The 22,890-nt window shown below is 57.1% G+C and carries 17 protein-coding genes; 9 read left to right on the top strand and 8 right to left on the bottom strand.

All coding sequences use genetic code 11. The features are described 5' to 3' along the window. The first annotated feature begins 4 nt into the window (after positions 1 to 4). Entirely contained in the window at positions 5 to 1,348 is a 1,344-nt protein-coding gene (locus AACY52_RS20920; protein WP_339419391.1) for a cytochrome c, read from the top strand. Between the two features lie 2 nt (positions 1,349 to 1,350). Here the strand turns inward: AACY52_RS20920 and AACY52_RS20915 are convergent, their stop codons facing one another. The 4 genes from AACY52_RS20915 to nhaA all read right to left on the bottom strand — a co-directional run bounded on the left by AACY52_RS20915 (position 1,351) and on the right by nhaA (position 5,880). After that, positions 1,351 to 2,427 (bottom strand): GlxA family transcriptional regulator, encoded by a 1,077-nt coding sequence (locus tag AACY52_RS20915; protein ID WP_339428061.1) that lies wholly within the window; start codon positions 2,425 to 2,427, stop codon positions 1,351 to 1,353. Next, positions 2,424 to 3,833, bottom strand: coding sequence for a GABA permease (gene gabP, locus AACY52_RS20910; protein WP_339419395.1), 1,410 nt, complete (start codon positions 3,831 to 3,833; stop codon positions 2,424 to 2,426). The genes AACY52_RS20915 and gabP overlap by 4 nt, the downstream gene beginning before the upstream one ends. Before the next feature lie 167 nt (positions 3,834 to 4,000). Beyond that, entirely contained in the window at positions 4,001 to 4,306 is a 306-nt protein-coding gene (locus AACY52_RS20905; protein ID WP_339419505.1) for a hypothetical protein, read from the bottom strand. 380 nt (positions 4,307 to 4,686) lie between these two features. After that, positions 4,687 to 5,880, bottom strand: coding sequence for a Na+/H+ antiporter NhaA (nhaA, locus tag AACY52_RS20900; RefSeq protein WP_339419396.1), 1,194 nt, complete (start codon positions 5,878 to 5,880; stop codon positions 4,687 to 4,689). A gap of 388 nt (positions 5,881 to 6,268) precedes the next feature. On the opposite strand from nhaA, the gene AACY52_RS20895 reads away from it, so the two are divergent. The 3 genes from AACY52_RS20895 to AACY52_RS20885 all read left to right on the top strand — a co-directional run bounded on the left by AACY52_RS20895 (position 6,269) and on the right by AACY52_RS20885 (position 11,598). Next, on the top strand, positions 6,269 to 7,756 hold the full coding sequence (locus AACY52_RS20895) for a SulP family inorganic anion transporter (RefSeq protein WP_339428062.1): 1,488 nt from the start codon (positions 6,269 to 6,271) through the stop codon (positions 7,754 to 7,756). Between the two features lie 228 nt (positions 7,757 to 7,984). Next, positions 7,985 to 9,652 (top strand): BCCT family transporter, encoded by a 1,668-nt coding sequence (locus AACY52_RS20890; RefSeq protein ID WP_339419398.1) that lies wholly within the window; start codon positions 7,985 to 7,987, stop codon positions 9,650 to 9,652. Between the two features lie 326 nt (positions 9,653 to 9,978). Continuing rightward, complete coding sequence (locus tag AACY52_RS20885; RefSeq protein WP_339436243.1) at positions 9,979 to 11,598, top strand: methyl-accepting chemotaxis protein; 1,620 nt, start codon at positions 9,979 to 9,981, stop codon at positions 11,596 to 11,598. 281 nt (positions 11,599 to 11,879) lie between these two features. Here the strand turns inward: AACY52_RS20885 and AACY52_RS20880 are convergent, their stop codons facing one another. Further along, complete coding sequence (locus tag AACY52_RS20880) at positions 11,880 to 12,602, bottom strand: 3'-5' exonuclease (RefSeq protein ID WP_339425983.1); 723 nt, start codon at positions 12,600 to 12,602, stop codon at positions 11,880 to 11,882. Then, positions 12,599 to 14,479 carry a DUF294 nucleotidyltransferase-like domain-containing protein gene (locus AACY52_RS20875; protein ID WP_339419404.1) on the bottom strand — a complete coding sequence of 627 codons (1,881 nt, stop codon included), beginning with the start codon at positions 14,477 to 14,479 and terminating at the stop codon, positions 12,599 to 12,601. Before AACY52_RS20875 ends, AACY52_RS20880 begins: the two co-directional genes overlap by 4 nt. 300 nt (positions 14,480 to 14,779) lie before the next feature. Between AACY52_RS20875 and AACY52_RS20870 the strand changes: the two genes are divergently transcribed. Beyond that, complete coding sequence (locus AACY52_RS20870) at positions 14,780 to 16,033, top strand: sodium:proton antiporter (RefSeq protein ID WP_339560748.1); 1,254 nt, start codon at positions 14,780 to 14,782, stop codon at positions 16,031 to 16,033. Between the two features lie 107 nt (positions 16,034 to 16,140). Continuing rightward, positions 16,141 to 17,418, top strand: coding sequence for a DUF2254 domain-containing protein (locus tag AACY52_RS20865; protein ID WP_339493486.1), 1,278 nt, complete (start codon positions 16,141 to 16,143; stop codon positions 17,416 to 17,418). 6 nt (positions 17,419 to 17,424) lie between these two features. Here the strand turns inward: AACY52_RS20865 and AACY52_RS20860 are convergent, their stop codons facing one another. Next, the gene (locus AACY52_RS20860; protein WP_339560747.1) at positions 17,425 to 18,747 is read right to left on the bottom strand and encodes a chloride channel protein; all 1,323 of its coding nucleotides are present in this window, start codon (positions 18,745 to 18,747) and stop codon (positions 17,425 to 17,427) included. Positions 18,748 to 18,988: 241 nt separating this feature from the next. On the opposite strand from AACY52_RS20860, the gene AACY52_RS20855 reads away from it, so the two are divergent. The 3 genes from AACY52_RS20855 to AACY52_RS20845 all read left to right on the top strand — a co-directional run bounded on the left by AACY52_RS20855 (position 18,989) and on the right by AACY52_RS20845 (position 22,437). Beyond that, positions 18,989 to 19,942, top strand: coding sequence for a TAXI family TRAP transporter solute-binding subunit (locus AACY52_RS20855; RefSeq protein WP_339560746.1), 954 nt, complete (start codon positions 18,989 to 18,991; stop codon positions 19,940 to 19,942). A gap of 75 nt (positions 19,943 to 20,017) precedes the next feature. After that, positions 20,018 to 22,045, top strand: a complete 2,028-nt coding sequence (locus AACY52_RS20850; protein WP_339419414.1) for a TRAP transporter permease — start codon at positions 20,018 to 20,020, stop codon at positions 22,043 to 22,045. Continuing rightward, positions 22,042 to 22,437, top strand: a complete 396-nt coding sequence (locus tag AACY52_RS20845; protein WP_339560745.1) for a DUF1850 domain-containing protein — start codon at positions 22,042 to 22,044, stop codon at positions 22,435 to 22,437. Before AACY52_RS20850 ends, AACY52_RS20845 begins: the two co-directional genes overlap by 4 nt. Here AACY52_RS20845 and AACY52_RS20840 read toward each other — a convergent pair. Next, positions 22,430 to 22,890: IS3 family transposase (locus tag AACY52_RS20840; RefSeq protein WP_339560744.1), on the bottom strand; the 461-nt coding region annotated here is incomplete at its 5' end. The genes AACY52_RS20845 and AACY52_RS20840 overlap by 8 nt on opposite strands.

Here is a 22,890-nt window from a genome sequence, read left to right as displayed (position 1 = left end):
GCCCATGAACAACCGTCGATTCGCAAGAACCGCAGGCTGGCTGGCGCTGCCCTGCCTGGCTGCCGCAGGCCTGCTGGCCTGGTATGTCACCCGTGAACCTGCTACTGCGTTCGAACAGGAACAGGCGGGTGCCAGCTTCGAACCCGCCTTGGTCAGCCGTGGCGAGTATGTCGCCCGCCTCAGCGATTGCGTGGCCTGCCACAGTTTGGCAGGCAAGGCACCGTTCGCCGGGGGGCTGGAAATGGCCACGCCGTTGGGGGCGATTCACGCCACCAACATCACGCCGGACAAAAACACCGGGATCGGCACTTACAGCCTGGCTGACTTCGACCGCGCAGTGCGCCATGGCGTGGCGCCGGGTGGGCGACGGCTGTACCCGGCCATGCCCTACCCGTCCTACGTAAAACTCAGCGATGACGATATAAAAGCGCTGTACGCGTTCTTCATGCAGGGTATACAGCCGGCCAACCAACCGAATATCCCCAGCGATATTCCCTGGCCGCTGAATATGCGCTGGCCGATCGCGCTGTGGAATGGCGTGTTCGCCCCCACTGCCACCTATGCAGCCAAGCCAGACCAGGACGCACTGTGGAACCGCGGCGCCTATATCGTTCAAGGCCCCGGCCACTGCGGCAGCTGCCACACACCACGCGGCCTGGCCTTTAACGAAAAAGCCCTGGATGAATCCGGCAAGCCGTTCCTCGCCGGCGCCCTGCTCGACGGCTGGTACGCACCGAGCCTGCGCCAGGACCCCAACACCGGGCTGGGACGCTGGACTGAGCCGCAGATCGTGCAGTTCCTCAAGACCGGGCGTAACGCGCATGCAGTGGTCTATGGCTCAATGACCGAAGCCTTCAACAATTCCACGCAGTTCATGCAGGACGACGACTTGGCCGCCATCGCGCGCTATCTCAAGTCGCTGCCTGGCGACCCGCAGCGCGACGGCACGCCCTGGCAGTATCAGGCGGTGAGCACGAACCAGGACGTCCCCGGCGCCCGCACTTACGCGACCCGTTGCGCCTCGTGCCATGGCCTGGACGGCAAGGGCCAGCCCGAGTGGATGCCGCCACTGGCCGGCGCCACGTCGGCACTGGCCAAGGAAAGCGCCTCCGCGATCAACATCACCCTCAACGGCTCGCAACGTGTGGTCGCCGCCGGCGTTCCCGACGCCTACCGCATGCCGGCGTTTCGCGAGCAATTGTCCGACCAGGAAATCGCTGAGGTGCTGAGCTACGTGCGCGGCACCTGGGGTAATAACGGCGGTGCGGTTGAGGCGAAGGCGGTGGGCAAGTTGCGCGGGCATACCGACCCGGCGAGCAGCAGCCCGATCATCCTGCATATGCGCTGAATTCAGGACTTCAGGTTCTTCACGCTGGCAAACGTTGCCTCGCCCCGCGCCTGCTCCAACACGTTCATGGGCGCGGGCGCAGGCAACGTGTGCAGCACCGGCTTGAGCACGACGGATCGCTCGCTGTCCGTGACTGAACGCTCATCGCTGGGCGGTACGCCGAAGTATTCGCGGTAGCACTTGGAAAAGTGCGGTGTGGACACAAAGCCACAAAGCACGGCCAATTCCACGATTGAAATGGGTGTCTGCTTGAGCAACTGCCGCGCACGGATCAGCCGCAGCCTGAGGTAATAGCGCGAAGGCGAACAGTGCAGGTACTTCTGGAACATGCGCTCAAGCTGGCGACGCGACAACGCGACATACGCGGCCAGCTCGTCCAAGTTGATCGGTTCCTCCAGGTTCGCCTCCATCAATGCCACGATTTCCTGCAACTTGGGTTGCTGGGTGCCCAGCATATGCTTGAGGGGCACGCGCTGATGGTCCTGCTCGTTGCGGATCCGCTCGTACACAAACATGTCGGAAATGGCCGCCGACAGCTCATGCCCGTGATCCCGACCGATCAAGTGCAGCATCATGTCCAAGGGCGCGGTACCGCCCGAGCTGGTGAGACGGTCCCGGTCGAGGCTGAACAGGCTGGAACTGACAGTCACCCGTGGGAAGGCCTCCTGCATGGCGGCCAACCACTCCCAATGCACGCTGCATTCATAGCCATCCAACAAGCCGGCCCGCGCCAACACAAAGCTACCGGTACAAATACCGCCCAATCGCTTGGCGTAACGCGTCTGGCCGCGCAACCACTTGACCAGTTCGCCAGTCACGGTGCCCTGGATGCCGATGCCGCCACAGACAATCACAATGTCGGCGGGCAGCACGCCGAGTATCGAACCGTCAGGCGTGATGGGCACGCCGTCACTGGCCCACACAGGGTTGCCGTCCGGGCTCGCGGTATGCCACTTGTAAAGCTCCTGGCCAGACAGCTGATTGGCCATGCGCAACGGCTCGACTGCAGCCGCCAGTGACATCAAGGTGAACTGGTCCAGCAGCACGAAAACGATGCTGCTGACAGGACGGGCACTCATGGCTGCGAAGCTGCGGCCACTGTTTTTTGCGCGCGTTCAGGCTGCCGCGCGGTGAGCAAGCCGATCAGGGAAATTATCAAGGCCAGGCCGATTGTCGAGGACACTTCAGAACGGTGCTCGGGGGTCACCAGCATCACCGTCAATGCGGTACAGATGAACGCAATGACCAACCAGGTCAGCCACGGAAACAGCCACATCTGGAAGGTCAGCGTGACGTTGCGCTGTCGTAGGATCTTGCGCATGCGCAACTGGGAAATGGCGATCACCAGGTACACCAGCAAGGCGATGGCGCCCGAGCTGGCCAGCAGGAACTGGAACAACCCGGCCGGCGCGAAGTAGCTGAACAGGGTCACTCCCGCGCCCAGGATCGTGCTGGCGATCACCGCCGCCCTTGGCACGCTCGCCGCCGAGGTCTTCCTCATCAGCTGGGGTGCGTCGCCCCGCTTGCCCAGGGAAAACAGCATGCGCGAGGCGATGTAGATGGAGGAATTCATACAACTGGCCACGGCGATCAACACCACCCCATCAACCAGCAGTTTGGCGTGGGGAATGTTCATCAGCTCCAGTGCCCGTTGATACGACCCTACAGACGCCAACAGCGGGTCATTCCATGGCACCACGGAAATCACCACGAAAATCGACAACAGATAGAACACGCCGATGCGCCACATCACCGAGCGCGTGGCCCGGGCGATGTTCTGCGCCGGGTTACTGGATTCGGCCGCCGCGATGGTAACCGCTTCGGTACCGATGAAACTGAACATGATCGTGATGAAAGCCCCGACCACTGCCGACAGCCCGTTGGGCGCGAAACCGCCATGTTCCTCCATCAACCGGCTCAACCCACTGGCCTCCCGCTCGGGAATCCAGCCCATCAAAACCGCGAAGCCCAGACCGATGAAGCCGATGATCGCAATTACCTTGGCCATGGCGAACCAGAACTCGAACTCACCGTACTTGGACACGCTGAACAGATTGGTGACCACCAACAAAAAGATCGACAGCAAGGCAAACAGCCAAGCGTCGATCTGTGGGAACCACTGGTTGAGAATATGCCCGGCGGCCAGGGCTTCGATGGGGATCACCAGCACCCAGAACCACCAGTACAACCAACCGATGGTGAACCCGGCCCAGCGGCCGATGGCCTGGTCGGCATAGGTCGAGAATGACCCCGTATCGGGGTTGGCCACCGCCATCTCCCCCAACATGCGCATAACCAGCACCACCAGCGTGCCGGAGAACAGATAGGCCAGCAGCACCGCCGGCCCAGCCGCGGCGATCGCGTGTCCGGAACCGACGAACAACCCCGCGCCGATAATGCCCGCAATGGAAAGCATGGTGACATGACGCGGCTTGAAGCCCTGCGCCAACTGGCCGTTCGAATCGTTGGAATTCAGGCTATTCATTGTTTTTGTTGTTCTCGGTGATCGACGTCAGGGCGTACTGACTGAAGGGTCAGGCGATCATCATTTCTTAATGATGGGTCACCTTACGCGGCCTGACTTCACTGAAAACAGCCTGAAAGCGGCAGGGATTGGTCTGATATCGACATCGGTAAGCGCAGGCGATGATGTCAACGACGCCGATAACTTTTTTGCCCGGAAGGCGTGAGGCAGTAAACCCCACCCCTTGGTCCGGTGCAGTAAGCACCACTGCCGCAGCCGCAGCTATCTTTAAGATCTTGCAGCGGTTGCAACGCGGGCCGTGCCTGGCGATTGCCGATGTAGGCCGGACAACTTTTTTTCGAAGCACTGATGGAGCCGTCGTTGCACAGGAACGCGTCACCATCACAGCCCGCAATCCCACCCTTGCGACCTGAACAAGGCGTATTGGCAGCCAGGGTGATCGTGCTTGATAGCATCAAAACGAGGCCCAGCATCACTCTACGGTTGTAAGAACGAGACATTGCGGACACTCAAAAAGGGTGGCTTGATGCTATCAACCTTTGCCTGGCTTTAAAAATAGTCCGTTGTTCTATAAGACGCCTAACAGGTGAAATGGCTCAGATACTGCTTGCGACTGACGGCGTTTACAAAAAAGACACTTAAGCGTCTATTTCATAAATCGCAGGCAAAAAAAGCCACTCACCAGAGTGGCTTTTCTTGCCGGAGCAGGAAATCATTTAATTCTGGATTTGTTTTCGGAGCATCTCAAGGCCAAAAAATTGATCGAACAGCAGCCTTCGTGATGCCTGAACCCCTCGGCGCGACTGGATGCTCATCCCCCCATGCAGTTATCAACGGACAGATAAGCTCAGGATTAACGTTTAGCCTTCAAAAGAACAGCCACACCGAGGACAGCGGAAAGAATAGAGCCCATAAGCACGCCAACCTTCACCTCATCGACCAAATGCGGGTTATCCGGGAAGGCCAGCGCCCCGATGAACAGGCTCATTGTGAAACCAATGCCGCACAGCAGCGCTACACCGTACAGCTGAGACCAATCACATTGCTCAGGCAGCTTGGCCAGCCCTGCGCGAATCGCCAGCGCAGCCAAACCAAACACGCCAATTTGCTTGCCTAACAATAGCCCAAGCGTTACTCCCAGAGGTACCGGGTCGATCAGGTTATTGGGCGAGATACCGGCAAGAGAGACACCCGCATTGGCAAAACCGAAGATGGGCACAACGGCGAAAGCGACCCACGGGTGCAGCTTTTCTTCCAAGTGGATGAGCGGCGATTTGCGCTCGCTGCTCGCCGCCCGCATCGGAATGCACAGTGCGAGAATGACACCTGCCAGGGTCGCGTGGATACCCGACTGAAGCATAAAGAACCACAGCAGACCGCCCGCTATCAGGTAAGGCCAGAGCCGGGTCACACCGAATCGGTTGAGCATCACCAGGAACACAATAACGCTCAGTGAGGCCAGCAACATGCTGACCGACAAGCCGCTGGTGTAAAACAGGGCGATGATCAGTACGGCGCCAAGGTCATCAAGAATCGCCAGCGCGGATAGAAAGATTTTCAACGAAATGGGCACACGTTTACCGAGCAGCGACAGTACGCCCAAGGCAAACGCGATATCGGTCGCTGCAGGAATAGCCCACCCCCCCAAGGTTTCGGCATTGCCCCAGTTGACCGCAATGTAGATCAAAGCAGGCACCAGCATACCGCCTACCGCGGCGAACCCTGGAAGTGCGCGCTGGCTCCAGCTCGATAATTGGCCAACCAGCATTTCACGCTTGATCTCCAACCCGACCAACATGAAAAAGACAGCCATCAGGCCATCATTGATCCAGTGCTCAATCGAGAGGCCAACGACTTTTACGTGCAGTGACGAGAAGTAAATGTCTGCCAACGGGGAGTTGGCGACGAGGAGTGCTATCGAAGCAGCGGCCATGAGTATCAGGCCACCCGCGGATTCCGCGGCCAGGAATCGGGAGAAAAAAGCACGCGTGTCGCGTGATTCACGATGGCCGTGGGTTTTATCCGGACGTGAAGATTTCAAGCTCATAGGCACAGCCACTCCGCGCGGCGGCCCGACCTGCGCTGAATTAAACCTGCCCTCCCGCGTTTTGCGGTGACACCCATGGGCGTATTCTACATGATACGTTCGTGCAAGCCCGCCTATCGGTTGTGCGCGTGCGCAACTGCCGGTTAGTATCCTGTGGTCTATCGACGACACGCCAAAGGAGTTACCTTGCCCCGTTCCAACTGGCTGCCTACGCCGCCATAGCGCACCGCCCCCTCGCACGACCCTGACCGCCTCCTAGCTGCGGTCGTATTTTGCCGCGCCCGCTTTTTTGGCCGCAGCCACTCCACAACTCAATTGAAGACAGATACACACGCACTGCTCAGCGCCCACCGCTGCGCGGGATGTGGTACCTGCCATGGGTGAATCAATGTTTGAAAAGTTCAAAGTCGCTTGGCTGTCGAATATCCGAGCCGATGTTCTCGCGGGCCTCGTTGTCGCACTGGCCCTTATTCCAGAGGCTATTGCCTTTTCTATTATTGCCGGCGTCGACCCAAAGGTTGGCCTTTATGCCTCTTTCTGTATCTGCACTGTGATCTCGTTTGTTGGGGGGCGTGCGGCAATGATCTCGGCGGCCACCGGCGCCATGGCATTGCTCATGGTCAACCTGGTCAAGGATCACGGCCTTCAGTACCTCCTCGCCGCCTCGCTGACATGCGGCGTACTTCAAATCATCGCGGGCTATTTGCGGCTGGGCGAGCTGATGCGCTTCGTATCGCGATCAGTCGTCACAGGTTTCGTTAACGCCTTGGCGATCCTGATTTTCATGGCGCAGCTGCCAGAACTCACCGGGGTAACCTGGCCTGTTTACGCCATGACTGCTGGCGGACTGGCGATTATTTACCTGTTCCCAAGGCTGCCGGCCGTAGGAAAACTGCTCCCCTCGCCGCTCGTATGCATCATCGTGCTGACGGCGATTTCGATCTACATGGGCCTGAATATACATACGGTAGGCGACATGGGTTCGCTGCCTGATAGTCTGCCGATATTCTTGTGGCCAAGCGTGCCGCTAAACCTTGAAACACTGATGATTGTACTGCCGTACTCTGCCGCGCTGGCAGTGGTCGGTTTGCTGGAGTCGATGATGACAGCAACCATCGTCGACGACCTGACAGACACGAGCAGCGACAAGAATCGTGAATGCAAAGGCCAGGGTATCGCCAACATCACCAGCAGCCTCATTGGCGGCATGGCAGGGTGCGCGATGATCGGGCAGTCGATGATCAATGTTAAATCTGGCGGACGAACCCGCTTGTCTACGCTGAGTGCAGGCGTTTCACTGCTGATCATGATGATCTTCATGGGCGACTGGCTCGCCCGCATACCGATGGCCGCGTTGGTCGCCGTGATGATCATGGTCTCCATCAGCACCTTCAGTTGGGACTCCATCCGCAATCTCAAAGACTATCCGCTCTCAACGAACATCGTGATGCTGGTCACTGTGGTCGTGGTCGTCGCGACCCATAACCTGGCCTACGGCGTTGTCGCAGGCACCTTGCTGGCCGCCATGTTCTTCGCCAACAAGATCGGACATTACCTGGAGGTCACTTCTCAGCGTGACCCCGCACATGCCCATCGCACTTACTACGTCACAGGCCAGGTGTTTTTTGGCTCAGCGGACAGGTTCACTCATTCGTTCGACCTTAAGGAACGGCTGGAGACCCTGACCATCGATCTTCGAGAGGCCCACTTTTGGGATATCACTTCAGTCGCTGCGCTCGACAAGGTCGTGCTCAAGCTACGCCGAGAAGGGGTTCACGTGGATGTCATCGGGATGAACCAGGCTACGTCCACGATCGTGGATCGCTTTGGCGTTCACGACAAACCCGATGGCATAAATAAGTTGATGGGGCATTAAGCGGGCCCGCGCAAACCTGTTCATTGCACTCAAGCGAATAGATTGCAGCCGACAAAGACGTCATGTGGCGGTGACATATTCGATCGAAGGGCTATGCAATTGGCAGGTTTTGGCGGTTTTGTTCTAAAAGCTTGTTAGGATAACGGCGTTTATATCTCGTTTTACCATAGGAACAGCGGGGATAATCACAACTACACGTTAAGACGTGCCAACAACAAGGAGATTCTTATGGTTGAAAAGCCTACGGATGATCGGCCTAACACCCCTCACATTGCCAGTGAGGACGGTATTCCGGCTCCAAGTGGAGCTGCCAATCTGATCGACACCGACTATGTTATTGGTCAAGACAATATCAAGGGAGAGTTTTCGTTCTCGCTCGATATCCACGGCAAAGTCTTCATCATTTCAGCGGCCACCATCCTGCTGTTTGTGATTTTGACACTGGCCTTGCAGAATGAAGTAGAACCCCTCTTCAGCGCTATCCGGAACTGGTTAACCAGCCACCTCGCCTGGCTCTTCATGAGCATTGCGAACGTTTTTGTGGTGCTGTGCATTGCGCTGATTTTCTCCCCGCTGGGGAAGGTGCGTTTGGGCGGCAGAGATGCCAAACCCGATCACTCCTACGTCGGATGGTTTTCAATGCTGTTTGCCGCGGGCATGGGCATCGGCTTGATGTTTTATGGCGTCGCCGAACCCATGTCGCATTACGCGGCGTCCATGGGAGGCGTGACAGTCGATGCGAGCGGCGTGCGCACGGACTGGGCGCCGTTGGGCGGTGCAGCAGGCGATATGAAAGCATCCGCCGACTTGGCAATGGCCGCTACGATCTTTCACTGGGGACTTCATCCCTGGGCGATCTATGCCATTGTGGCGTTGTCCCTGGCGTTGTTTTCTTACAACAAGGGCTTACCGCTTTCGATACGCTCGATTTTCTATCCACTGTTGGGTGAGCGCGTTTGGGGCTGGCCGGGGCATATCATCGATATCCTGGCGGTATTCGCCACGCTATTCGGGTTGGCAACCTCTCTGGGCATTGGTGCAGAACAGGCTGCCGCGGGGATTGAATACCTCTTCGGGATACAATCGACGAACCTCAGTAAAGTCGTGCTGATCGTTGGCATTACCTTGATCGCGCTGTGGTCAGTCCTTGCCGGTTTGGACAAGGGCGTCAAAATGCTTTCCCAGATCAATATGGGACTCGCATTGCTCTTACTGGTGTTTATCATCGCAGTGGGACCGACCTTGGCCATCTTCACAGGGTTCTTCAAGAACCTGGTGACGTATGCTGAATACCTGCCGGCACTGTCAAATCCATTCGGCCGCACTGACACCCAATTCACCCAGGGCTGGACGGCCTTCTACTGGGCGTGGTGGATCAGTTGGTCGCCGTTTGTAGGCATGTTTATCGCGCGCGTCAGTCGTGGTCGCACCGTCAGAGAGTTTCTGATCTCGGTCTTGCTCGTTCCCTCAGTGGTGTCTGTGCTGTGGATGACAACGTTCGGCGGAACCGCCATTGACCAAACGACTTTACAGGGCCTGGTGGGCGTCAAGGACGCTGTGCTGGAGCTGAAGTTGTTCGCCATGCTGGGAGAGCTGCCGCTTAAAGAGATCACCTCCTTCCTGGGCATCGTTCTGGTCATTGTGTTTTTTATTACCTCCTCGGACTCAGGCTCCTTGGTAATCGACACGATCACCGCCGGCGGCAAGGTGGATGCGCCTGTGCCTCAGCGTGTGTTCTGGGCGGTCATCGAGGGCGTGATTGCGATTGCCCTCTTGTTGGGCGGCGGTCTTGTAGCACTGCAGGCAATGGCAGTGTCCACAGGGTTGCCTTTCGCAATCGTTTTAATGCTGGGATGCATATCCCTCGTGAAAGGACTGATGTCTGAGCCTCGTTAGCACTTAGGGCTTTCGCTGTCAGCGCACAGCAAACACACCCGTGACGCCATCGCCCGGGGCGATGGCGTCCGTCTGAGCAGGCGGGTATTAACGACAGAAAAAACCACCCCGGTAAGAACTTGGTACATGCATGCATGAACGCTCACGTTCTGGTTGTCAGCAGCGTTTGGTATTAGACACTTAAACGTAGCGCAGCACTTTAGTGCATCGACTGATGCCCGCAGACGACTGAGCAGAGCACCTATAGCGAGAGGCCAGATTAAGTTTATTACCGTCAGGTCGATAGACTGGTTACCTAGATCATTCCCTCGCGTTAGGAAGTTCGCATGAACCTTAGAAACCTCAACGTAGCACCCCGAGCTTCCTTGTTTTTCGCGTCGATCATTGCATTGGTCTTTGTGCTCGGCGCGGTCGCTGCTGTGCAAATGGGCAAGCTGCAGGACGCCGAAAAAGATGTCGAAAACAATTGGCTTCCAAGTATCCGACAAACGGCGTTGATGAACGTTGGCGCAATGCGGCTCAGACTTGAAACCCAGCGTGCACTTGCTGACCCTCAAGCAGTTCAATCGACGGTTGCGTCCTTCCCAGGCTACCGGAAGGCGTTCGCGGATGCGGTGCTAAATTATGAACCTCTGATCACGGGTAACGACGAACGCGCGCTTTATCAAGTAGTGACAGCGTCCGCCGATGCGTACGCCAAACAACTGGATATCCTCGAACCGTTGATGGCGCGCGGTGACATACCTGCCGCCGTCAACCTCGTGAGTACAGGTATACGGCCGTTGACGAATAGGATGGAGGGTGAAATCAAAGCCCTGACTGACTTCAACAACGACGGCGCCACAGCGGCTGGGCAATACGCAACCAATACTTACTCCGAAGGCATCTGGACAATCATTGGCCTTATTACCGTCGTCGTCGTCCTGACTGTCGGGTTGGCAATACTTCTGACCAAGAGCATTACGACCCCAATCGGTGCAGCGTTATCTGTGGCAGAACGCATCGCCGGCAGTGATCTCTCCAAAGAAGTGCACGTCAGCGGGAAGGATGAAGCCGGACGCCTGTTAAAAGCGCTGGCCCAGATGCAAGAAAACCTTCGCCGAACCATCATGCAAATCGGCGACTCATCTACACAGCTGGCCTCAGCCGCAGAAGAAATGACAGCGGTCACTGAGGAATCCAGTCGAGGTCTCATCTCCCAAAATGATGAAGTCAACCAAGCGGCCACTGCGGTAACTGAGATGAGTGCGGCGGTTGATGAGGTGGCCCGTAATGCGGAGTCGGCCTCGGAAGAGTCGCGTCGCACCCAGGGCTTCACTGAAACCGGTTTAGAGCGAGTCTCTCAAACGTTGAAGTCGATTGAAAAACTCAGCGGCAATGTTGAAGCCACGAGTGACAAGATTCAGGTTTTGTCACAGCGGGCTCAAAGCATCAACAAAGTCGTCGAAGTGATTCGTGCAATCGCAGAGCAAACTAACCTTCTGGCGTTGAACGCAGCGATTGAAGCTGCCAGGGCTGGTGAGCAAGGCCGCGGCTTTGCAGTCGTTGCTGACGAGGTCAGGGCGTTGGCGCACAGAACGCAGTCTTCCACTCAAGAGATCGAACAGATGATCTCTGCAATGCAGAGCGATTCAGCTGAAGCAGTGGAAGCCATGAGTAAAAGTAAAGAGCTGGCAACCCAATCCCTCGATGTGGCACAGGAGGCCAGCAGTTCACTCGATCAGATCGCCAAGGCCATTACGCAGATTAATGAGCGAAATATGTTGATCGCAACGGCGTCTGAAGAACAGGCCCATGTTGCCCGAGAAGTTGATCGTAATCTCGTCAGCATTCGAGAGCTTGCCGTGCAGAGTTCTGCGGGCGCCAGTCAAACAGCCAGCGCGTGCGGGGAAATGTCAAAGTTGGCGGTTGACCTTAATAGGATGGTGAATCGCTTCGTCGTTTGAAAAAATGACGCAGGACACGCGATGTGTGCCTGGCGCGATGAGGGCTCTCAAACGGATCATGAGACACGCTGAGAGCTTGACTGGCAGTCTTTTGCAAGCTCAATGGCCGAGGTAATGGCAGCCCGCGCTTGCGGGCTATTCCTCCCGCACCTCGGTCAGGTTACGGCCAATGCCTGAGCCAGGATGTCACAAGCATTCACCGTACTGAGTACCGCTGGCGAGTCAATGCGCACAGGAATATCGGTCGGACAGGCGTTAGCGTTTCACTATCAAGCGGTGACTCAGTTCCATAACTCGCCAACAGGCGTGGACGCTGAGTAATAAGTCGCTACCTGCGCCTGCAGCAGTTCTGCGGTTGCCAGGGCATCGGTTAATGCATGGTGCGCGTGATAAGCCGGAAGGCCAAGGCGCGCTCGGCTATCTGCCAGCCTTATGGACGGTTGTGAGCGCCCCATAAGTCGGGCAAACCACCCGCGCTTTTGCCGGTGCAGTCGGGCTTCCAACTGCATCGTATCGATGACCGGGAACTCAAACCCTTCCCCTAAATGCCTACGCACTGCCTGATCCAAAAAGGCCCGCTCAATATTCCGATAATGGACCACCATCACCTTGCCTGCCATGGCCTCCAGCAATGGGGCCAGCACCTGCTCAAAGGTGGGCGCATCTGAAATTTCAGCATGGGTTATGTGATGAAACGTCACCGACTTTTCATTCAGCTCGGACGCTGGTTTTATTACCCAGTAAAGCGAGTTCCCACAATAAATGCGCTGCAGCGTAAACGGCATGACCCCGATGCTCACAACGCTGTCAGCTTGTGCATCAAGGCCGGTGGTTTCCACGTCCATGGCCAGCAGTTGCACGCTGTCAATGGAGGCCTGTGCAGAGACCGCGCCGGCTTGATAGAACTGTCGCAAGCGGCTGTTAACGGCATTGTCTGCCAGGGTCTCGAACCTCGAAGACCACTCCAGCATTTTATGATCGGGCTGCGCTTTCACGTGTTTCATGACGGCAGGCGACCCTTTGATGGATAGCGGAATCTTAAGAAATTCTGGCCATTACTCAAAACCTGAAACGCCTCTTTCAGGTTATGTCGCTCACTGTTGGAAAAGCGTTCCGGTTCGACGTAATTATTCAGCGCAGCGCCCTGCTCCAGTGCGTCAACCTGATGTCGAATTCGCACCATCGACAGGAACTCCAGCGCGTATCGCAGTTGCTTTAATGCTTCAGGCGGAATGACGTTGCTCTTCGCGATGGCATCCATGCGATCAAATGAATTCTGCGCGGTACTGCCACACGCGAGCGCATGGATGCGGATCAGGTCCGTCAGCGGTGCGGTGCCTCGACCCTTGAGGTTGATGATCCGTTTGTGCTGCCCGTCTGTCTCAACGACAAAAGTACGGAAAAAGCCCAATGGCGGCGTCCGGTTAAGCGCAATCCGAGCCATGGCACTCAAAAAAACAGGATGTGCGCTGGATTTTCGAGCGCACAGCACCTTAAGCTCTTGTACCAGTTCCACTTGGCCAAACACGCCGTCCAGGTCGAAAAAAATACAACTATTGAGCAACGTCGTCGGGTTAGGCTTTTCGATCCACTGATCAAAATAACTTCGCCATACCTTCAATGGCTGACGCCACTGGTCGTTCGTCGCCATGATCCCGCCTTTGCAATAGCTGTAACCGCACGCGGCCAGGCCATCACTCACAAACGTCGCCAACGCTCGGAAGTAAGCATCGTGCTGGAGCGGATCGAAGCCGTCGTCGAGCACCAGGGCATTATCCTGATCAGTCACCAATAACTGCTCATCACGCGCCATGGAACCCAGCACCATGAAGCAGTAAGGCACCGGAGGTGGCCCCAGCTTTTTCTCTGCCAGTTCCAGCAAACGCTGGGTAAAGGCACGGCCAATGCCGGAAATCGCGCTACCAATCATGTGCGCCGTCGCGCCGTCACGCACCATGCGGATGTAGGTGCCGCGCAGGTCACGCAAAAGCGATTTCAGACCGTCGACCGACGTCTGGTTAGAGATTCTGTTGACCAGGTACAGACTGCTGTGTGACTCGTAGCGGATGATATCCGACAGGTTGATCAGCCCGATCGGATGGCCATGGTGGACCACCGGCAGATGGTGAATATTACGGCGCAACATCACCAGCATCGCTTCAAACACTGAGTCGTCGGCGCCTATCGTTACCGGCTCGGCCGTCATGATGTCTCGGGCAGCCGTTTCGCCAGCGTTTCGGCCGGCCGCGACAACGCGTGTGCGAAGGTCCCGATCCGTCACGATTCCCTGGATTTGAGCCGCCTGCAAGCCCGCTGATGACATCACTAGCACGCAAGAAACGCTTTGTTCTGTCATGATTTTTGCTGCGTCGCCAACGCAGGTATCCGACGTGACCCATACCAAAGGCCGAGAGATAAGGCCGCGGCATTTGAGCTGAATAAGCTCACTCGCACGCCCCTGCGCCTCAACGGCAGTCTTGAGCCTGGAGTGCCCCTCAGCTTCAACGAAGTCGGCGAACGCATCATGCTGCGCACACAGGTCGGCGAAGACGTCGGCGGGTATGTAATAAATCAGGCTATCTTCCAAGGCTCTGGCGGGAAAACGCACCTTGTTACTGCGCAACAAACCGGCCTGACCGAAGAGGTCGCCTTCGACAAGTCGGTTGTAGAGTTCGCCATTGCGCCGGTAAATCTCCACCGCACCACTACGCACATAGTGCAAGTCATGAATGATCGCGCCCGCTTCAAGGATGTCACTGCCGGCCTTGAAATAACTCACTTCTACCCGCCGAGCGATGGCGTCTACCGATTCCTTTGGCAGCGTATCAAATGGAGCGAAACGGTAGAGGTGGTCGCTAATCTCCTGTAACTCGATTTGCATGAAACCTCGAAATGCTGAAAAGAATTAAACTTGCGAGCGCCCTACATCGCAAAGGGCAGTGGTCTTTCTGTGTCGCCCACCACATCACATCCCGATACGAGGAGCAAGCGCCACGTCTGATCTACGCTATGAGTGGCAACAAATGCTGCGTAACGGCTGGCCGTCATATTTACACTCCCGGCAGGCGCGGCATTCACTGAATGCACCGCGCAGGCGGCGGTTATTTCTGAACGCTCAGAGGTATTTGCGATCTGCATTGCCTAGGGTGCTTTCCTCATCCTGTGTTTTTGGAGCGGGTCAATGCTGAACATTATTGCGATCTTCCTTTGCATCACAGCAGTACTCGCCTATCTCAATCGGCGCTACGTCGGCCTGCCATCCGCCATCGGTGTAATGGGCATTGCCTTGGGCCTGTCACTGTTGAATATGGCATCCGATGCGCTGGGCTTTCATGCCTTGCATACCCTTGAGCAATCGCTGGTGGAGTCCATCGACTTTTCCGAACTGCTGATGCAAGGCATGTTGTCATTGCTGCTCTTTGCTGGCGCGTTGCATGTGGACCTGTCGGAGCTGCGGGCCTACAAATGGCAGGTTGCATCCTTGGCCGTGGTAGGGACAACGCTCTCGACATTGTTCATCGGCTTTGGGCTCTGGGCGCTGTTGTCCCTTACCGAACTGCAGCTACCGTTAGCTTATTGCCTGGTGTTTGGCGCGCTGATCTCCCCCACCGACCCCATCGCCGTGATGGGTATTCTGAAATCTGCCGGCGCGCCAAATAGCGTGGAGCTGGTCATTTCCGGTGAGTCACTGTTCAACGACGGTGTGAGTGTCGTGCTGTTTTCGCTGATCGTCGCAATGATTGCCAGCGGGGAGGCACCGTCGGTTAGCGGCGCATCGCAGCTGTTACTGAAGGAAGCCGGGGGCGGTGCCCTGTTAGGCGCCTGCGTGGGCTATATCACTTACAGAATGCTCAAGAGTATCGATAGCTATCAGGAGGAGGTGCTCATCACCCTGGCCGCGGTTCTCGGCGCCTATGCAGTCGCCACTCAGTTCCATGTTTCGGGCCCATTGGCGATGGTGGTGATGGGACTGATTGTGGGTAACCAAGGACGCTCCCATGCCATGTCCGAGCAGACTGAAAAAAACCTGGACATGTTCTGGGAACTGATCGATGAAATACTCAACGCAGTGCTGTTTGTATTGATCGGCTTGGAAGTCGTTCTGATCCAGTTCTCCAACCCATTGCTCACCACGGGCCTGCTGGTCATATTGCTGACGTTGTTATCACGATTGTTGACTGTAGGGGTTCCCATTGCGGTATTGGGTAGACGCTTCCGCCTACCGGAAGGTGCCTGGAGTGTGATGACCTGGGGCGGCCTGCGTGGCGGGATATCGGTGGCATTGGCGTTGTCGCTGCCCCCAGGCGCAGCTCGCGATATCGTGGTTTCCCTGACGTACCTGGTGGTCGTTTTTTCTATCCTGATCCAAGGCATGTCGATCGGTAAATTGGTCAAGCGAGTCATTCCTTGTGCAGCAACCAAAGACGCTGGATGAACCCTTGGCCCGGCAGAAGACTCCATTAAGGATAATCAACTCACCGCCTTCGTTTCCCTGAATCCTTGCGGTGGGTTCCATCGTGTTATTTGCAGAAGGGATAAAAAATGCTCGCACGCTGGCGCTGGGTGCTACACCAATTGACCAAACGGCTGTGGTTCAGGGCGAGTCTGTTTTCCTTGCTGGGCATTGCGACCGCGTTACTCGCCGTTGTCTTCAAGGACTACATTCCCGAGTCGTTGCCCGCCCGCATCGGTGCCGACGCCGTCGATAAGATATTGGGCATCATTGCCTCAAGTATGCTCGCGGTGACGACCTTTTCGTTAAGTACCATGGTCAGCGCTTACGCTGCAGCGAGCAGCGGCGTGACGCCGCGCGCCACTACACTGGTGATGGAAGACACCACGACACAAAATGCCCTGGCCACCTTTATCGGCTCATTCCTGTTCAGCCTGGTTGGGATCATTGCGCTGAGTACCGGCGCCTACGGTACAAAAGGGAGGGTTTTGCTATTCGCGGTAACCATCGCCGTGGTCATTCTGATTGTCTACACCCTTTTGCGCTGGATCGATCATTTGTCCAAGCTTGGCCGGGTGGGAGAAACCATTGACCGTGTCGAGCAGGCAACCATTGATGCCATTAACAATCGAGTCCAATGGCCGCATTTGGGGGCAGCCGCCTACCCTTGCGAGTCAGTGATCCCCCGTTCTGCGCTGATCATCACAAGCCTCCACACGGGGTACGTCCAGCACATTGACGTTCAGGCGTTAGGCGCGATCGCCAAAGCAGACGAGATACAGATATTTATGGACGTCCTGCCGGGAAGCTTTGTGCATGTCGGCATGCCGCTCGCAAGAACCGTCAGCTTGAACAAGGCACGCGGGGAAGAACTGGCGTCGAGCAACGAAAAAATCATCGCTACCCTGGCTATAGGCGTGCGTCGAACGTTCGAACACGACCCCCGGTTCGGCTTGTCAGTGTTGTCGGAGATCGCCTCCCGCGCCTTGTCGCCGGCCGTCAATGACCCCGGCACCGCCATTGACGTCATTGGGCGCGGTGTCAGAAGCCTGACATGTTGGGGTAAACCTAAAGAACCCGCCGCGAAAATCGACGCTGACTGCCAACACGTTTACCTGAGCGGTTTGACCGTGGATGACCTGTTCGATGACTTCTTCGCACCGATTGCCAGAGATGGCGCGGGCCTGGTGGAGGTCGACCTGCGAATGATGAAGGCCCTTGTAAGCTTGGCACAGATAAACCCGACGATGTTCAGGGGTGCCTGTACCCGGCACGCAGAACGGCTGCTCAAGCACGCGAACACTGCGCTTGTACTCGAAGATGACCGGCACACGCTCAGCGCAGCGGCGCGACCGCTGCTGCACTGACACTCTCTACGTGTTGGCTTTTTGCGCGGCGGCGCCACTGCCGTCCGATTGCAGAAAGCCACGCGCCAACTGCTGATAGAGCTCGGGGCCCATCCTGGCACTGACTGCTTTGGCAATCAGCGCAACAGCCATCAGACTGATGACCATGCCATGGCTGTCGATCATCTCCATCACGATGATTGCAGAAGTGATCGGCGATTGCGTGACTGCTGCCAGAAACCCCACCATGCACAGTGCAATGATGGGCTGTGCCGCCAGGGCGAAGTATTCAGCAACATTGGCCCCGACAGCAGCGCCTACCGCCAAAGAGGGGGCAAAAATACCGCCCGGTATACCGGAAAAATAAGTCACGACGGTCGCCAGAAAACGCGTAATCGGCGCGTGCCACGGCAAACCGACATCAGACACGATGATCTGGGAGGTGATCCCGTAACCGCTGCCAAAGGACATGCCACCGCTGAGCCAACCGAGAATCGACACGATCATGCCGCAGCCACCTGCAAACCAGACTGGATGCAGGCGGCGCCATTCCCAGACGACAAAACGGCGATAGCGCTGTGGCCACAGGAGCATCCGACTGAACAATCCCCCCATAAGGCCACAGCCAATACCAATCGTCAGTATCGGAAGAACGATATCGAGATTGGCCTCTTGTACGTCGAAGTGCCCGAAATAGTTGTAGTTGCCCTGCAAGGCAATCGCGACCATCCCCGACAAGATGATCGTGCTGAGCAACACCCCGCTGGTGCGGGTTTCCAACTTGCGCCCCAACTCCTCTACCGCAAAGGCCACACCGGCCAAAGGCGTATTGAAGGCGGCGGCAATACCCGCTGCGCCACCGGCCAGGATGAGGTCTTCAGGGCGAATGATGCGTGCGTTGGGTAGGTAACGATGAAAGAAATGCATGATTGAAGCGGCGACTTGCACCGAAGGCCCTTCACGCCCCGCTGAAAAGCCACCGGTCAGGGCCAGGGTACCGAGGCCTATCTTGGCGAAGGCCAGACGCAATGACACCAACGTATGCACAGGCTTGCCTTGGTGGGCCAACCGTGTGGCGGCGATCACCTGGGGAATACCGCTGCCTTGGGCCCCTGTAAAAAAACGCGAGGTCATCCACACCACAAACATGCCGATCAGCGGCGTGTAGATAAACGGCAGCCACGGCCGGGCGGCGGCCTGTTGGGCGAACTGCATCAGCGCCAGGTCAGCCAGCCGGGCGAACATCACAACCAGCAACCCTGCGAGGGTAGCAGCAGCCCAGAGCGTCACTCGAGTACGCCATCGGATCGAGGCAAAACGACGACGTATCAGCAATATCGGTTTGATCACCCGAGCGGATTCCCCTTGTTGATATTCAATAAAATGTAATAACCAGATTAACGGGTTAAACGGTCAGGTCCAACCGGCAGTGACCCGATCACTACAACCCCGGCTCGCGTCTAACCGCTCGCTCGGCACCCTCACCCAGCCATTCTGATACATAGTATGACTGTCCGCTCGCCACTGCGGTGATCAATCAACTACAGTTGAGTCGCTCTGAATAAAAACAAGACAAGCCGGAGAGATTCCCATGCGAGTAAAGAACCGCTTCATCCTGCTGGCAGCCGCCGCAACCCTGACACTCACCACCGCGACACAGGCAGCCCCGGTATTCATTAACATCCTGACAGGCGGCACCAGCGGGGTGTATTACCCGATCGGGGTCGGCCTCTCCCAGATCTACAATGAAGGCATCCCCGGCGTAAAGACTTCGGTTCAGGCCACCAAGGCCTCCGTGGAGAACCTGAACCTGCTACAATCGGGTCGAGGCGAGTTGGCACTGGCGCTGGGTGACTCGGTGGCGGATGCCAAGAACGGCGTCGAGGAGGCAGGCTTCAATACACCACTGACCAAGTTACGCGCCATTGCCGGCGCGTACCCCAACTACATTCAAATCGTGGCCAGCAAAGAGTCGGGGATCAAGACGCTGGCGGACCTTAAAGGCAAGACTATCTCAGTCGGAGCGCCGAAATCGGGTACCGAGTTGAACGCACGGGCGATTTTCAAGGCGGCGGGCCTGACCTACGCAGACATGGGCAAGGTGCAATACCTGCCCTTTGCCGAGTCAGTTGAGCTCATCAAGAACCGGCAACTGGATGCCACGCTGCAGTCTTCCGGACTGGGCATGGCCGCCATCCGCGACTTGTCATCGGTGATGCCGCTGAACTATGTGGCGATCCCCCCGGAAGTGTTGGCGAAAATCGGCAACGCGGCCTATCACAGCGCGGTGATTCCGGCCAACACCTATGATGGCCAACCTGACGCGGTGCCGACGGCTGCGATCACCAACATTCTGGTGACCCGCTCGGATGTACCCGATGAGCTGGCCTACCAGATGACAAAATTATTGTTCGAAAACCTCCCCCGCCTCGGTAACGCTCATTCGGCTGCCAAGGACATCACCCTGGAAAACGCCACCAAGAACCTGCCGATTGCACTTCATCCGGGTGCCGAACGCTACTACACCGAAAAAGGCGCGCTCTAGCCACGCACGGCGCAGCGGCACCCGATCGCTGCGCCAACGGTCCGCCCTTTTTCCATGCAGTGAGGCAGGCAGCTAATGAGTGAAGATCATCACGGCATCTCTGCGAACCCGCGAGACTGGCCAAAAACGCTGTTTTACGTCGCGTTGTTATTTTCGATCTTTCAGATCGTCACGGCAGCGTTTTCACCCTTTTCAAGCCAGGTACTGCGCGCGATACACGTCGGCTTTCTATTGTGGGTGGTTTACCTGAGCTATCCGGCCTATGGCAACAAGCGCCCCTGGCAACCATTGGCCTGGGTTCTCAGCCTGGCAGCCATTGCCACCGCCTTCTATCAATGGTGGTACGAGGCTGACCTGATCCAGCGCTCTGGGGACCTGACAACCGCGGACACGGTGATCGGCATTGTGCTGGTGGTGCTGGTGTTCGAAGCCGCGCGACGGGTGATGGGCATTGCCCTGCCGATCATATGCGGGTTGTTCCTGGCGTATGGTTTGTTTGGCGAGTATCTACCGGGTGAACTGGCCCATCGAGGTTATGGCTTCGACCAAATCATCAACCAACTGTCTTTTGGCACCGAAGGGCTGTACGGCACGCCCACCTATGTTTCGGCGACCTACATCTTCCTGTTTATCCTGTTCGGCGCATTCCTCGAACAGGCAGGCATGATCAAACTGTTCACCGACTTTGCGATGGGCCTGTTCGGCCACAAACTGGGTGGGCCGGCCAAAGTCGCCGTGGCCTCATCGGCGCTGATGGGCACTATTACCGGCTCGGGGATCGCCAACGTGGTGACCACAGGGCAATTCACCATCCCGCTGATGAAGCGCTTTGGTTACCGGGCTGCCTTTGCCGGCGGGGTGGAAGCGACCGCCAGCATGGGCAGTCAACTGATGCCGCCGGTCATGGGCGCCGTCGCCTTCATCATGGCCGAAACCATCAACGTACCGTTTGTGGAGATCGCCAAAGCGGCATTGATCCCCGCCATCCTGTATTTCGGTTCGGTCTTCTGGATGGTCCACCTGGAAGCCAAGCGCTCCAACCTCAAGGGGTTGCCCAAGGATCAATGCCCCAGTGCGTTGAACGCTGTGAAGGAGAACTGGTACCTGCTGATCCCACTGCTGGTATTGGTCTACTTGCTGTTTTCAGGGCGTACGCCGTTGTTTTCCGGCATGGTCGGACTGGCACTCACGGCTATCGTGATTCTCGGCTCGGCGATCATCCTGAGAGTACAAAGCTTTGGCTTGCGCTGCGCCTTCTGGATAGCGCTGGGCATCCTCTGTACCGGTTTTTTCCAACTGGGAATCGGCGTGATCTTTGCCGTGATTGCAGTGCTGGTGGCGGTCTGTGGGTTCATCAAGGGCGGGCACGAAACCCTGACCATTTGCCTGCACGCGCTGGTAGAAGGTGCACGCCATGCTGTACCGGTTGGCATCGCGTGCGCCTTGGTGGGCATCATTATCGGCGTGGTTTCACTGACGGGCGTCGCTTCGACGTTTGCGGGGTATATCTTGGCGATCGGCCGAGATAACCTACTGCTTTCGCTGATCCTGACGATGATTACGTGCCTGGTGCTGGGCATGGGGATTCCCACCATTCCCAACTACATCATCACCAGCTCGATCGCAGCGCCTGCCCTCTTGGAATTGGGCGTGCCGTTGATTGTGTCGCACATGTTCGTATTTTATTTCGGCATCCTCGCCGACCTGACGCCCCCGGTCGCCCTCGCCTGCTTTGCCGCGGCCCCCATCGCTAAAGAGACCGGGTTCAAGATCAGCCTGTGGGCGGTGCGAATTGCCCTGGCGGGGTTTGTCATACCGTTTATGGCGGTCTACAACCCGGCATTGATGCTGCAAGGTGGTAATTTGTGGATGACCGCGTACATGCTGATCAAGACCCTGTTGGCGGTCGGGCTCTGGGGAATGGCGTCCACCGGGTATTTGCAGCGCAAAATGCCCTTATGGGAGCGATTGCTGTGTGTGGTTGCTGGGGCCTTGCTGGTGGTGGCGTTACCGCTGACCGATGAATTGGGCTTCGCGCTGGGGATCGTGGTGATATTCCAGCATATCTGGCGGTCCCGTCGTGCCGAGCCAGCCCTCCCATGATCGGCGTGTGCCTGGGCCTGACGGGTGTGGTGTGGGCCCAGCTGTCGATTTCCCACTTCACGCTGGCCTGGGATCACACCATTGAAAAGATCCGCTGGGAGGAAGACTACCGCGTGACCGAGCAAGGGCTAGTGCTGGAAGAAGCACGTGTACGCGGTAACGGCGCAGGGATGGAGGTTCCAGACGACGCGCGACTGGAAAATGGCAGTTGGCACTACCGGCGCCTAGTGCCACCCTTGCAACCCTTGCGCCTGGGGCGAACACCGGAGGCTGGTGATTACCAGCTGTGTGTTGATGGCCAGTGTTCCGCCCTGAGTCATTGGGTGGGCGCGCCAACCACTCGCCATCCGTTCATTCAACTGTGGACGTGCAAGAGTGTAGTGGTCAACTGATCCCGGACACGACGTTAAGTTTTTTCTCAGCCTGAGCCGGTGGCAGCCCACCATTAAATTGGTGCGGTCGAATCCAGTTGTACCGGTGCATCAAAAAATGGCTGATATCCCGCTGAGCTTGTTGGACCGTCGTGTAGCCCATGGTCGGTATCCACTCGGTTTTCAGGCTCCTGAACACCCGCTCCATCGGCGCATTATCCCAACAATTTCCTCGCCGGCTCATGCTCTGACGCATGCGATATCGCCAAAGGCGCTGGCGAAAACTCCGGCTTCCATATTGCGAGCCTTGATCGGAGTGGAATAGCAATCCTTGAGGCTTCCCTCGCTGCTCGTAAGCCATGTCCAAGGCCTTGATGACCAAGTCGGCATCCGGCTTTCCCGACAACGCCCAGCCCACAACACGGCGGGCAAAAAGATCTAGCACAACCGCCAGATACTGCCATTTCCCTTGAG

Origin of the sequence: Pseudomonas sp. EA_65y_Pfl1_P113 (assembly GCF_963970525.1) — a bacterium.
Taxonomy (GTDB): domain Bacteria; phylum Pseudomonadota; class Gammaproteobacteria; order Pseudomonadales; family Pseudomonadaceae; genus Aquipseudomonas; species Aquipseudomonas tritici.
This window is presented reverse-complemented; position numbering and strand designations above follow the sequence as displayed.